This is a genomic window from Vibrio sp. S9_S30 (assembly GCF_014694455.1).
Lineage (GTDB): Bacteria > Pseudomonadota > Gammaproteobacteria > Enterobacterales > Vibrionaceae > Vibrio.
Window position 1 is genome coordinate 44,612 of sequence record NZ_JAAUWT010000002.1, and the last position, 13,217, is coordinate 57,828.

Annotated in this window: 11 protein-coding genes; 10 read left to right on the forward strand and 1 reads right to left on the reverse strand. The window is 44.9% G+C overall.

The genetic code is table 11. The annotated features are described in order from the left end of the window. The first annotated feature begins 7 nt into the window (after positions 1-7). From pilW to HC752_RS02385, 8 genes are all read left to right on the forward strand, one after another. Positions 8-763: a type IV pilus biogenesis/stability protein PilW gene (gene pilW, locus HC752_RS02350; protein WP_190333486.1), complete on the forward strand. Its 756-nt coding sequence runs from the start codon at positions 8-10 to the stop codon at positions 761-763. Positions 764-779: 16 nt separating this feature from the next. Then, a complete protein-coding gene (gene rodZ / locus HC752_RS02355) occupies positions 780-1,766 on the forward strand; it encodes a cytoskeleton protein RodZ (protein WP_342029447.1) in 987 nt (328 codons plus the stop codon). Positions 1,767-1,790: 24 nt separating this feature from the next. Further along, positions 1,791-2,915 (forward strand): flavodoxin-dependent (E)-4-hydroxy-3-methylbut-2-enyl-diphosphate synthase, encoded by a 1,125-nt coding sequence (gene ispG, locus HC752_RS02360; protein ID WP_190333488.1) that lies wholly within the window; start codon positions 1,791-1,793, stop codon positions 2,913-2,915. 17 nt (positions 2,916-2,932) lie between these two features. Beyond that, positions 2,933-4,201, forward strand: a complete 1,269-nt coding sequence (gene hisS / locus HC752_RS02365) for a histidine--tRNA ligase (protein ID WP_190333489.1) — start codon at positions 2,933-2,935, stop codon at positions 4,199-4,201. A 12-nt stretch (positions 4,202-4,213) separates the two neighbouring features. Further along, on the forward strand, positions 4,214-4,828 hold the full coding sequence (locus HC752_RS02370; protein WP_190333490.1) for a tetratricopeptide repeat protein: 615 nt from the start codon (positions 4,214-4,216) through the stop codon (positions 4,826-4,828). 12 nt (positions 4,829-4,840) lie between these two features. Beyond that, entirely contained in the window at positions 4,841-5,998 is a 1,158-nt protein-coding gene (bamB, locus tag HC752_RS02375) for an outer membrane protein assembly factor BamB (protein WP_190333491.1), read from the forward strand. A gap of 147 nt (positions 5,999-6,145) precedes the next feature. Beyond that, positions 6,146-7,630 carry a ribosome biogenesis GTPase Der gene (der, locus tag HC752_RS02380; protein ID WP_190333492.1) on the forward strand — a complete coding sequence of 495 codons (1,485 nt, stop codon included), beginning with the start codon at positions 6,146-6,148 and terminating at the stop codon, positions 7,628-7,630. 605 nt (positions 7,631-8,235) lie between these two features. Next, complete coding sequence (locus HC752_RS02385) at positions 8,236-8,472, forward strand: zinc ribbon domain-containing protein (RefSeq protein ID WP_190333493.1); 237 nt, start codon at positions 8,236-8,238, stop codon at positions 8,470-8,472. A gap of 39 nt (positions 8,473-8,511) precedes the next feature. Here the strand turns inward: HC752_RS02385 and xseA are convergent, their stop codons facing one another. Continuing rightward, on the reverse strand, positions 8,512-9,846 hold the full coding sequence (gene xseA / locus HC752_RS02390; protein ID WP_190333494.1) for an exodeoxyribonuclease VII large subunit: 1,335 nt from the start codon (positions 9,844-9,846) through the stop codon (positions 8,512-8,514). 209 nt (positions 9,847-10,055) lie between these two features. Here xseA and guaB point away from each other — a divergent pair, with 209 nt between their 5' ends. Continuing rightward, on the forward strand, positions 10,056-11,522 hold the full coding sequence (gene guaB / locus HC752_RS02395) for an IMP dehydrogenase (protein ID WP_190333495.1): 1,467 nt from the start codon (positions 10,056-10,058) through the stop codon (positions 11,520-11,522). Positions 11,523-11,603: 81 nt separating this feature from the next. Further along, entirely contained in the window at positions 11,604-13,157 is a 1,554-nt protein-coding gene (guaA, locus tag HC752_RS02400) for a glutamine-hydrolyzing GMP synthase (protein WP_190333496.1), read from the forward strand. Positions 13,158-13,217 lie beyond the last annotated feature (60 nt).

Below are 13,217 nucleotides of genomic sequence, written 5' to 3' on the forward strand. Positions count from 1 at the left end.
GAGTGTGATGTTAGTGAGAATTGCGAACATATTTCTGGTTAGTTTGTTAGTAGGTTGTGTTACAGTTACTGAACAACCCGCTAATAATCAGTTTGATAAGATAAAGGCGGCAGAGGCGCGTATAAGCTTAGGTTTAAGTTATCTTGAGTCCAAAGATATGGTTCGGGCGAGAGAAAATCTTGAAACCGCATTAAGCTACGCACCCGATTATTATCGCTCACTGATTGCAATGGCTCACTTTTATCAAGAAGTTGGCGAGACTGGTCAGGCAGAGCAAGCCTATAAAAAGGCACTTAGGGAGTCACCTAAGAACGGTGATGTGCTCAATAACTACGGTACGTTTCTTTGTAAAATCGGTCGATACGATGAAGCCGATGCATTCTTTAACCGTGCTATTGAACAGCCATATTACTACCTGATTGCAGCCAGCTATCAAAATGCGGCTATGTGTGCGCTGAAAAGCGGCGATCAGGATAAAGCTGAATATTATTTTGCCCGTTCTTTGGATCATGACCCTAATCGTATTGTTTCTATACTTCAGCTAACACAAATAGAAATACAAAAAGCAAAGTATCGAGAAGCTAGGGTTAGACTTTTAAAATTTCATAATAGATATGGGTATAAAGCTTCGAGTTTAGGTCTGTTAATTGAATTAGAAAAACAAGCAGGCAATAACACTCTTGCAAGTAAGTACACAAGCGTACTAAAAGATAAATACCCAGACTCGATTCAATATCAGAAGTACATAGCGAATGAGTATTGAACAAACAGCAGAAAATATGACTATTTCAACATTGCCACTTCCTGGCGATGTACTGCGCCAGCAGCGAGAGAAGTTGGGGTTAACGCAAAAAGACATCGCTGACCGTCTTCGTCTCCGCTTGGCGGTGATACAAAACATTGAAGATAACAACTTCAAGTCAGATCAAGTAGCCACTTTTACCCGTGGCTATTTGCGATCTTACGCTAAGGCCGTTGGATTGAGTGATGATGATGTTTTGCCCCTTCTAGAAGAAGAGGTCAATCATAAAGAGCAATCCATGCAGAGCTTTTCGAGAAAAACCAATCGAGAAAAGCACGACAGCCGAATCATGCTAATTACATGGGGTGTTTTGGTTGTGCTGGTTGGCATATCTTCTGTGTGGTGGTGGCAGAATCAAAGCTTAGACACACTTTCTGTATCTGAACTGACTGCGTCATCAGACACCCTTTCTCAAGAATCGGAAGCCGATTTAGCTGTGCTTGAGGCGCAGAGAGAACTGAATGCCGCCTCTGTGCAGCCTGTTCCACATATCGAAGAGGCAGAGCGAGCTACTGATGTCGCCATTTCAACTGAAGAAACGAAACCAGTCAACGCAGAAGTTACGGATTCTTCGATTGTTGATTCCTCAAAGACTGAGAGCCGAGTTGCCGACTTAGCAACAAATGATGTTTCGCCTTCTTCATCTAACACGCCATCTGCCGCTGAGTCGTCCGAGAGTGATGAGCTTGCATCTTCAGACTCTCAGGCTTCGGGCAGTTCGCTTTCTGCTAATTCAGTTTCAATGTCGTTTTCGGCTGACTGTTGGATTCAGATAAAAGACGCAGAAGGCAAGGTACTTGCCACTGGCGTAAAAAAAGCGGGACAACAACTGACTGTAAGTGGTAAGGCTCCATATAGCGTCATATTAGGTGCACCTGAAGGTGTCTCGATGACATTTGCTGGTGAAGCCGTGGACCTTTCTGGGTATACTGCGGGCAAAGTAGCAAGATTCAAATTACCCTAGAAGCTGAGTAAGTCTAAAGCCATTATGCAACACGAATCCCCTATTAAACGTCGTGCATCGACCCGCATATATGTGGGTGATGTTCCGATCGGTGACGGTGCCCCTATTGCGGTGCAGTCCATGACCAACACCAGAACAACGGATGTTGAGGCAACAGTGGCTCAAATTAAGTCTCTGGAAACCGTTGGTGCTGATATTGTACGTATTTCTGTTCCAACCATGGAAGCGGCAGAAGCCTTTAAACTCATCAAGCAGCAAGTCAATGTTCCGTTAGTAGCCGATATTCATTTCGATTACCGAATTGCTTTAAAAGTAGCGGAATATGGTGTTGACTGTTTGAGAATAAACCCCGGTAACATCGGTAATGAAGCGCGAGTAAAATCGGTTGTTGACTGTGCTCGCGATAAAAACATCCCTATTCGTATTGGTGTTAATGGCGGTTCTTTAGAAAAAGACCTGCAAGTCAAATACGGGGAACCCACTCCTGAAGCGCTTGTAGAGTCAGCAATGCGACATGTTGACTATCTTGATCGTTTGAATTTTGATCAATTCAAGGTCAGTGTAAAAGCATCCGATGTCTTTTTGGCTGTAGACTCATACCGTCTGCTTGCAAAAGAAATTGATCAGCCACTGCATTTGGGTATTACTGAGGCAGGCGGTGCGCGTGCAGGTTCAGTGAAATCGGCTGTTGGCTTGGGCATGCTGTTAGCGGAAGGCATTGGCGATACACTACGTATTTCTCTTGCCGCTGATCCTGTCGAAGAAATCAAGGTTGGCTTTGATATTTTGAAGTCGCTGCGTATCCGCTCACGTGGTATCAACTTCATAGCTTGTCCAAGTTGCTCTCGCCAAGAATTCGATGTGATTAACACGGTTAATGCGTTAGAAGAGCGCTTAGAAGACATTATTACACCTATGGATGTCTCAATCATTGGCTGCGTAGTCAATGGACCTGGTGAAGCCGAAGTCTCCCATTTAGGGCTAGCTGGAAGTCACAAGAAAAGCGCTTTCTACGAAGATGGTAAACGTCAAAAAGAACGCTTTGATAATGATGATTTGGTTAGTAAGCTCGAAGCGAAAATTCGTGCAAAAGCGTCGATGCTTGATGAAAGCAATCGCATCGACATCAATTTTATCGATAAACAATAATCTCGACGGTAATAACTGTGGCAAAAACGATACAAGCAATCAGAGGCATGAATGACTGCCTCCCAACGCAATCTCCTCTTTGGCAAAAAGTGGAGGGTGCGGTTAAACATGTAATCAGTGCGTACGGATACAGTGAAGTACGCATGCCTATCGTTGAGATGACGCATCTATTCAGCCGTGCCATTGGTGAAGTGACCGATGTGGTTGAAAAAGAGATGTACACCTTTGAAGACCGAAATGGTGACAGCCTGACTTTGCGTCCAGAAGGCACAGCTGGCTGTGTTCGTTCAGGTATTGAAAATGGCTTGCTTTATAATCAAGAGCAGCGCTTATGGTATATGGGACCTATGTTCCGTCACGAGCGCCCTCAAAAAGGTCGCTATCGTCAATTCCACCAGTGTGGTGTGGAAGTTTTTGGTTTGGATGGTCCCGATGTTGATGCTGAGCTGATCATGCTGACGGCGCGTCTATGGCGAGAACTCGGTATCGAAAAGCACGTACGTTTAGAGTTGAACTCAATTGGTTCCTTAGACGCCCGTGCTAACTATCGTACAGCATTGATTGAATTCCTTGAGCAGCACATCGATATTTTGGATGAAGATTGTAAACGCCGTATGCATACGAACCCGCTACGTGTTCTGGATACCAAAAATGCAGATATTCAAGCGATTCTAGTTGATGCACCACAGTTGTCCGATTACCTTGACGAAGAATCCAAAGCACATTTTGCTGGGTTGTGTGAACTTCTTGACGCGGCTGGTATCGAATACCAAGTTAACCAGCGCCTTGTTCGTGGGTTGGATTATTACAATCGTACTGTTTTTGAGTGGATTACCGAAAGTTTAGGGGCTCAAGGAACAGTGTGTGGTGGTGGTCGTTACGACGGGCTGGTCGAGCAGCTGGGTGGTAAGTCTACTCCCGCCGTTGGTTTTGCGATGGGGCTAGAACGTTTAGTGCTTATGTTAGAGGAGCTTGACCTAGCAGAAACGCGTCGTGCTGTCGATGTGTACATGGTTAGCGCAGGTGACGGCACACTAATGGCGAACATGAAATTGGCCGAACAACTGCGAGAGTCATTACCGGGGTTACGTGTGATGACGCACTTCGGGGGCGGTAATTTCAAGAAACAATTTAAGCGTGCTGACAAAGTTGGCGCGGTTGTTGCCTTGGTGCTTGGTGAAAACGAAGTCGCGGAAGGCACTGTCGTCGTCAAAAACCTAACTGGCGGCGAACAAACAACAGTTGCACAGGCAGACGTTGCCGAGCAACTTAAGCATTTGATCTAAAGAGGACAGGACGTGGAACTCTACGATACTGAAGAACAACAGGTAGAAGCCATTAAAGAATGGTGGAAAGAGAATGGTAAAGCGGTCATCGTAGGTGCGGTGGTTGGCTTAGGCGGTATCTTTGGCTGGCGTTTTTATCAGGACTCGCAAGCCGAAGCACAAAGTGCTGCTTCTCAAGCGTATGATAAAGTACTGACTCAAATACAAAATTCTGGTGCCGAGTCGTCTTCTGACGCGTTAGCTTTTATCGAAGCGAATAAAGAATCCCAATATTCTGTATTAGCCTCACTTCAATTAGCAAAAGCCTTTGTTGAAGCCGGAGAGCTGGACAAAGCTTTGGAGCAGTTAAACTGGGCTAAAACGAACACAAAAGATACGGCGATCACTTCTCTGCTAACAATACGTACTTCTCGCGTACTCGCAGAACAAGAGAAATACGATGAAGCGCTTACTCAGCTAGACTCAGTAAAAGAAGCGGGTTGGGCTGGTCGTGTTGCTGAACTCAAAGGTGATATCTTGCTTCGACAGGGGAATACTGAAGGCGCTTATGCCGCCTACTCAGAAGCACAGCAGCAGTCAGATGCGAGCCAGGCTCTGCAAATGAAGCTGGACGATCTGGCGAAGTAAGGGTTATATCGAATGAAGAAAATGCTCAACCGAGCTGTGATGTGTGCCTTGGCTGTCGCTGGCTTAGCTGGATGTGCAGGGGAAGAAGACACCATCGTAATGGCACCTTTGCCTGTAGTTGAAAGTCAATTCACACCATCGAGTAATTGGTCTACTTCGATTGGCGATGGTGTTGGGCATTATTTTTCCAAACTGAAACCTGTCTACGCATACGACAATGTATTTGTTGCCAGCCGTGATGGAGAGGTCAAAGCGCTAGATCCTAATACGGGTATAGCAAAATGGTCTACCACAGTAGAGTCGGAAAACTCGGCTCGCCTATCTGGTGGTATTGCCGCCGCGTTTGGCAAGTTGTTTATCGGCAGTGAAAATGGCGAACTCATAGCGCTTTCTGCTGAGAATGGTGAGGTACTTTGGCGTTCTTCAGTAGAAGGGGAAGTGCTTGCTACACCTGCAACCGACGCCAATCTTGTGTTGGTTCATACCTCTCGCGGCATATTGGTTGCGCTAAACCAAGAGGATGGATCTCAAGAGTGGACGGTGAGTTCTGAAGTTCCGAGCTTAACACTGCGTGGAGACAGCTCTCCTGTCACTATTTCAGGTGGTGTTTTTTGGGGAACCGCGAATGGTCGAATTGCGGCGGCAATTATTGCTCGTGGGCAACTGATTTGGCAGCAACCTGTGGGAACCCCTAAAGGATCTACGGAAATTGATCGCCTAGTCGATGCCGATGCCTCCCCAATCATTATTGGTGGCACGTTATACAGTGTTGGTATCAATGGGCAGCTTGTGGCGATTGACTTACGTTCAGGTGCGCCTTCTTGGAAACGAACTTATTCATCTGCAACGGATATGGTGACAGATGGCAGCAATCTTTACTTAGTGACAGATAAAGATCATCTCGTCGCCGTTGATGCACGAAGTGGAACAGAGATCTGGAGTAATAAACAGTTAGAGTACCGTTTATTAACGGCTCCTTCCATTATCAACGGTAAGATAGTCGTTGGAGACACAGAAGGGTATCTCCATTGGCTGGATAAGGACACGGGTAAGTTTGTGGCTCAGCAATTAATCGATAACAGTGGCTTTGCTGTTGGCCCTTTGGTGGTTGATGATGGTTACGTTGTTGTGACACGTTCAGGTGCGGTAAAGAAACTGCAGATCCAGTAAATAACGTGATATAATTCACAATCGGCTCTTGGCTGCTCTCAGTCAAGAGCCGTTTTATTGATAATTAAGCAAGTGTGGTTATAGGTAAGTTCTAGTGCTAATGACTTACCTATAGCTACATTAAGAAATGAGATTGTAGAGGTACATATGATTCCTGTCGTTGCTCTTGTAGGGCGCCCTAATGTTGGTAAGTCGACGCTTTTTAATCGTCTGACTAGAACGCGTGATGCGTTAGTGGCTGACTTTCCTGGATTAACTCGGGATCGTAAATACGGTCAAGCAAAGTTAGGTGAACATGACTTCATCGTTATCGATACCGGCGGTATTGATGGCACGGAAGAAGGCGTAGAAACGAAAATGGCAGAGCAATCGCTTGCAGCCATTGATGAAGCCGATGTGGTTCTCTTCATGGTAGATGGTCGAGCGGGTTTGACACCAGCAGACGAAGCCATTGCGATGCACCTTCGAAAAATTGAAAAGCCAGCTATGTTGGTGGTAAACAAAGTCGACGGTATTGATGCCGATGCCGCGTGTGCCGATTTCTGGAAGCTCGGTGTTGAAAACATGTATCAAATTGCGGCATCTCATGGTCGCGGTGTAGCAACATTGATTGATCGTGCTCTTAATCCATTTGCAGAAGAGCTGATTGCCAATGCCGAAGGTGAATTAGAAGACCTTACAGAATTTGAAGACCCAGAAGAAAAACTGGACTTCACAGAAGAAGAAGCTGAAGCCGAATTCAAGCGCTTGCAAGACCAGCCAATCAAGTTGGCGATCATTGGTCGTCCTAATGTAGGTAAATCAACGCTAACAAACCGTATTCTTGGTGAGGAAAGAGTCGTGGTATTCGATATGCCCGGAACCACTCGCGACTCTATTTACATTCCCATGCAGCGAGATGAACGTGAATACGTTCTGATTGATACCGCGGGAGTGCGTCGTCGTACTCGTATTAATGAGACGGTAGAAAAGTTCTCAGTTGTTAAGACTCTGAAGGCAGTCGAAGATGCTAATGTTGTATTGTTGGTTATTGATGCTCGAGAAAACATTTCGGATCAAGATTTAAGCTTATTGGGTTTTGCGTTAAATTCCGGTCGCTCAATTGTCATTGCCGTGAATAAATGGGACGGGCTAGACACCGATGTCAAAGAACATGTGAAGAAAGAGCTTGATCGTCGCCTAGGTTTTGTCGATTTTGCACGCATTCATTTCATCTCTGCGCTGCATGGAACCGGTGTCGGGCATTTGTTTGAATCGGTTCAGGAAGCGTACAAATCGGCAACAACTCGAGTTGGTACATCTGTTCTCACTCGAATCATGAAAATGGCGCAAGATGATCACCAACCTCCAATGGTACGTGGTCGCCGTGTAAAATTGAAATACGCGCACGCAGGCGGTTACAACCCACCAATCATCGTTGTTCATGGTAACCAAGTGCATGAATTACCAGATTCTTATAAGCGCTATTTAATGAACTACTATCGTCGTTCTTTGGAAATTATGGGTACACCTATTCGAATTCAGTTTCAAAGCAGTGATAACCCATTTGAAGGCAAGTCTAATAAATTGACGTTATCACAAGAGCGAAAACGCAAACGCCTTATGTCGATGATGAAAAATCGAAAGAAATAACGAAGAATCGATATAAACAACTAAAAAACGCCGAAAGGCGTTTTTTTTGTATTCTGAGTTTTTCCCTTTTTTCATTTATTCGATCTTCGGGCGATAAGATGCCTTGTATTGCTTTAATAAGAAAAAACAAAAAGTTAGGTGGAATTGTAAACATGGTAATGTTCACTTACATTTGAAAAACAATTGAAATTAGATCGAATATTAAATTCTAAAAATGACTTTTTTTATCCGTAATATCAAAACTATTGACTGTGTAAAATGCAAATGCAGGATATGTAACTTATGCTTTCGGGGTGTGGTGATATAAATGTTCTTTTTGACGCTGATCGCTGATCAGTTCTCCTAGTGCAGAAGATCGGGAAAGATCTGTATTAGTCTCTTTGTTCTACTTCTAGCGGTTAGACCATTGCAACCTTATTGAAAAATAGCATGAATACACACCTTACACTGTGATGGAAACGTATATAACTTGAATAAACATTTAATCGCAAAAGATCAATCTCTCTAAAATTTCAGTTTGGATTAACAACTGATGCAGATCAAAGCATGCATTAGACTATGAACGCATTATCAAGATGGACTTCGTTGGTAAAAAGGGGAAGGTAATGAATGGTAATGTGTGTAAGCAGTGTGACAGCGAGTTGAGATGGAATGGTGGGTTATATCACTGCGATTTCTGTTCTGAAGAGTATCAGAAGCTTGTTTTCTGCCCCGACTGCGAACAATCTCTTGAGAAGCTTCAAGCATGTGGAGCGGTTAACTACTTTTGCCTAAGTTGTAACGAGCTAAAATCCAAGTCTAGGGTGACTTTCGTCTACAAAAAACAATCAAATGTAGCTTGATGCTCATTCCGGCTAAGTGGTCTAAAACCCAAGTTGAAGTTAGTCAGAAACGGTTGAGCGAATTTTCCCATCAGCAAGGCGAGTGATAAGGATATCACCCGTTTTTACTTTTTTCGTATCGGTGACGACGTCGCCATTTTCTCGCTGAGTAATACTGTAACCGCGTCTTAAGGTGGCAAGTGGGCTAACGGTATCCAGTTTTTCTGCTGCTAGTGCTAGCTGGTGTCGTGACAGTAATAACTGTCTATCCATCGAATCAAATAACTTTGTTTGACTGTTGGTGAGATGGTTTTGAAGTTGATTTAGCTTGCGCTGAGGATTGTGCAATGCAAGCCTATGCTCCAAGTTCACTATTGCTACGCGATTGGCTGATAACTTATTGTTGATTGCAATGTGTAATCGTTGTTCTAATTCGTCTAAACGTTGATTTTGCCGTTGAAGTTGGTAGCTTGGGTGCTTTCTTTCCAACTTTCTTTCTAACGTGTTGAGCGCAGATTTATGCTCAGCAAGATATTGCTGCATTACCTGATGCAAGCGTTGGCGTTTTTGCTTCAGTGACAATACTTTGTGGTGGTTATCTCGACTGACCAGTTCTGCCGCGGCAGAAGGGGTTGGTGCTCTCATGTCTGCCACAAAATCAGCAATAGTCACATCAACCTCATGCCCCACTGCCGAGACAATGGGGATCTGACTTGCGGCAATGGTACGTGCTAAAATTTCGTTGTTAAAGCACCATAAGTCCTCTAATGAACCTCCACCACGACCAACAATAAGCACATCACACTCGTTTCGTTCATTTGCTCTGCCAATGGCTTGAGCAATTGAGATAGCGGCAGTATCGCCTTGAACTATGGTGGGATAGATAACAATAGGAAGAGTGGGGTCACGGCGCTTTAGTACATCTAGAATATCGTGCAGAGCGGCACCCGTCTTGGATGTGATCACACCCACTCGAGTTGGGTTCTCTGGTAAAGGTTGTTTTGTACTTTGAGCAAACAGACCTTCAGCGGCAAGTTTCATCTTCAGCTCTTCAAATTCTTGCTGAAGTCGGCCGTCGCCTTCGGGCTGCATACTTTCAATAATAAGTTGGTAGTCACCTCTCGGCTCATAAAGAGACAAGCGAGCTTTGACTAATACTTGATTTCCATTTTGTGGCTTGAATGTGACTCGGCGGTTGTTGCCTCGAAACATCGCACATTTTACTTGAGCACGAGAGTCTTTAAGTGTGAAGTACCAATGACCGGACACGGGGGCAGAGAAATTAGACATTTCACCCACAAGCCAAACTACGCCCATTTCATTTTCGAGCAATAGGCGGACTTCTGAGTTTAAGCGAGAAACGGTGAAAATATTATTATTGGTCAGAGAAGACACAAATAATCTCTAAGGCGTGAGTATGGAAATTAGCGGCAATATAATACATATCAAGGGGGTGATTGCAAATAAAAAGTGAAAAAATGTGTGGTCAAACGATTGCCCTGTGCGTATAATCCGTCTGCAATATCAAATCCAAATCACTTTATTATGCGAAACGATAAAGCTTGGATTTACTCCTATTAATACCTTGTTGTGAGATATTGCAAATGCTACGAATCGCAAAAGAAGCTTTAACTTTTGACGACGTTCTACTCGTCCCAGCACACTCCACTATTCTTCCGAATACCGCTGATCTTCGCACTCAGCTGACTAAAAACATCACTTTGAATATCCCAATGATCTCGGCATCTATGGATACCGTAACGGAAGCTCGCCTAGCCATTGCGTTAGCGCAAGAAGGTGGTATCGGCTTTATCCACAAAAACATGTCGATTGAGCAACAAGCTCATCAAGTGCATCTTGTTAAGATCTTCGAAGCAGGTGTGGTTACTGCGCCTGTTACTGTTGAGCCAACAGCGACTATTGAAGATGTAAAAGGGCTAACAGAAGAAAACGGTTTTGCCGGTTACCCTGTTGTTGCTGAAAACAATGAATTAGTGGGGATCATTACAGGGCGGGATGTGCGTTTTGTTACTGATCTTACTAAGAAAGTTGAAGATGTAATGACACCCAAAGCTCGCCTTGCGACAGTGAAAGAAGGTGCTTCTCGTGAAGAAGTGCAAAAGTTGATGCAAGAGCACCGTGTGGAGAAAGTCTTGGTTGTGAACGAAGAGTTCCAACTAAAAGGCATGATCACAGCGAAAGATTTCCACAAAGCAGAGCGCAAGCCTAATGCCTGTAAAGACGTGCAAGGTCGTTTACGTGTGGGAGCCGCTGTTGGTGCTGGCGCGGGTAATGAAGAGCGTGTAAAAGCACTTGTTGATGCGGGTGTAGACGTTTTACTCATCGATTCTTCTCATGGTCACTCTGAAGGTGTGCTTAACCGTATTCGCGAAACTCGCGCGGCTTACCCTGACCTTGATATCATTGGTGGTAACGTTGCAACAGCATCAGGTGCGAAAGCCCTAATTGAAGCCGGTGTGAGTGCGGTTAAAGTGGGTATTGGTCCTGGTTCTATCTGTACAACTCGTATCGTTACGGGGGTGGGTGTACCGCAGATCACGGCGATCTCGGATGCCGCAGACGCGGCCGCTGAATACGGCATTCCTGTCATTGCTGATGGTGGCATTCGTTACTCAGGCGATATCTGTAAAGCCATTGCAGCTGGTGCATCTTGTGTGATGGTTGGCTCTATGTTAGCGGGGACTGAAGAAGCTCCGGGTGAAGTTGAACTTTACCAAGGTCGTGCATACAAATCTTACCGTGGCATGGGCTCTCTGGGTGCGATGTCTAAAGGTTCCTCTGACCGTTATTTCCAATCGGATAACGCTGCTGACAAGCTTGTTCCAGAAGGCATTGAGGGTCGTATCGCTTATAAAGGTCGTTTGAAAGAAATTGTTCACCAGCAAATGGGCGGTTTGCGTTCAAGCATGGGTTTGACTGGCAGTGCAACGATCAACGATATGCGCACTAAAGCCGAATTTGTGCGTATTTCTGGTGCCGGTATGAAAGAATCTCACGTCCATGATGTGCAGATGACAAAAGAAGCGCCTAACTACCGTACTGGTCAGTAATTACCCCTAAAGAATTAACCTTGAAGAGGCGTATAAAGGCGCATCTTCATCGCTTAACCTATTTGATCTTAAGAGACGAAAATGACTAAGAACATTCATGACCAACGGATTTTGATCCTCGATTTTGGTTCTCAATACACTCAGCTTGTTGCTCGACGCATCCGTGAAATTGGTGTTTATTGTGAGCTATGGAGCTGGGATGTGGAAGAAGCGGACATTCGCGAATTCAACCCAGATGGCATTATTCTTTCTGGTGGTCCTGAAAGCGTAACAGAAGATAACTCTCCTCGTGCCCCGCAATATGTGTTCGATTCTGGCGTACCGGTATTGGGGATCTGTTACGGCATGCAGACCATGGCAGAACAGCTTGGTGGTAAGGTATCGACTTCGAACGAGCGTGAGTTTGGTTACGCAGCTGTAGAAGTGTCTGGTGAATCTTCTATCTTTAAAGATCTTGAGACCACTCAAGACGTTTGGATGAGTCATGGCGACAAAGTTGTAGAAATCCCACAAGGTTTCGTAAAAGTCGGTGAGACAGAGACTTGTCCTTACGCTGCAATGGCGAACGATGAGAAGAAATACTTCGGTGTTCAGTTCCACCCAGAAGTGACGCATACGAAAAACGGTCTACAGATGCTAGAGAACTTCGTTCTTGGTGTTTGTGGTTGTGAGCGTTTATGGACCTCTGAATCCATCATTGAAGATGCCATTGCTCGAATTAAAGAGCAAGTGGGTGACGATGAAGTTATCCTCGGTTTATCCGGTGGTGTGGATTCTTCGGTTGTCGCAATGCTGGCTCACCGAGCGATTGGTGACAAATTGACGTGTGTATTTGTTGATAACGGTTTGCTGCGTCTGAACGAAGCCGAACAAGTGATGGATATGTTCGGGAATAAGTTCGGTCTGAATATTGTCCACGTCAATGCAGAAAACCGTTTCTTGGATGCGCTGAAAGGCGAAGAAGATCCAGAAGCCAAACGTAAGATCATTGGTCACGTATTCGTCGATATTTTCGATGAAGAATCTAAGAAATTGGAAAATGCGAAGTGGCTTGCTCAAGGGACTATCTACCCAGATGTCATTGAATCTGCCGCTTCTAAAACAGGTAAAGCACACGTCATCAAATCTCACCATAATGTTGGTGGATTACCCGATGACATGGAAATGGGCTTAGTTGAGCCATTGCGTGAACTCTTCAAAGATGAAGTTCGCAAGATTGGTCTTGAGCTTGGGCTCCCATACAATATGCTTTATCGCCACCCATTCCCAGGCCCTGGTCTAGGTGTTCGTGTTCTTGGTGAAATCAAGAAAGAATACTGTGACTTGCTGCGCCGCGCTGATGCTATCTTCATTGAAGAACTGCATGCCGCTGACTTGTACCATAAAGTCTCTCAAGCGTTTACGGTATTTTTGCCTGTTCGTTCTGTTGGCGTGATGGGGGATGGCCGTAAGTACGATTGGGTTGTGTCACTGCGTGCAGTTGAAACCATCGATTTTATGACGGCGCACTGGGCGCATCTACCCTACGATTTCCTTGGTAAGGTTTCTAACCGTATTATCAACGAAGTCGATGGTATTTCTCGTGTGGTTTACGATATTTCAGGTAAGCCACCAGCAACAATCGAGTGGGAATAATCTTCACTCGTCAGACATTGATGCCAGCCTTCGGGTTGGCATTTTTTTATCCTTTTGATC

Bases quoted from the DNA above. Each gene is read 5' to 3' on its own strand.
- pilW (WP_190333486.1), top strand. From the start codon at position 8: ATGTTAGTGAGAATTGCGAACATATTTCTGGTTAGTTTGTTAGTAGGT.
- rodZ (WP_342029447.1), top strand. From the start codon at position 780: ATGACTATTTCAACATTGCCACTTCCTGGCGATGTACTGCGCCAGCAG.
- ispG (WP_190333488.1), top strand. From the start codon at position 1,791: ATGCAACACGAATCCCCTATTAAACGTCGTGCATCGACCCGCATATAT.
- bamB (WP_190333491.1), top strand. From the start codon at position 4,841: ATGAAGAAAATGCTCAACCGAGCTGTGATGTGTGCCTTGGCTGTCGCT.
- der (WP_190333492.1), top strand. From the start codon at position 6,146: ATGATTCCTGTCGTTGCTCTTGTAGGGCGCCCTAATGTTGGTAAGTCG.
- HC752_RS02385 (WP_190333493.1), top strand. From the start codon at position 8,236: ATGAATGGTAATGTGTGTAAGCAGTGTGACAGCGAGTTGAGATGGAAT.
- guaB (WP_190333495.1), top strand. From the start codon at position 10,056: ATGCTACGAATCGCAAAAGAAGCTTTAACTTTTGACGACGTTCTACTC.
- guaA (WP_190333496.1), top strand. From the start codon at position 11,604: ATGACTAAGAACATTCATGACCAACGGATTTTGATCCTCGATTTTGGT.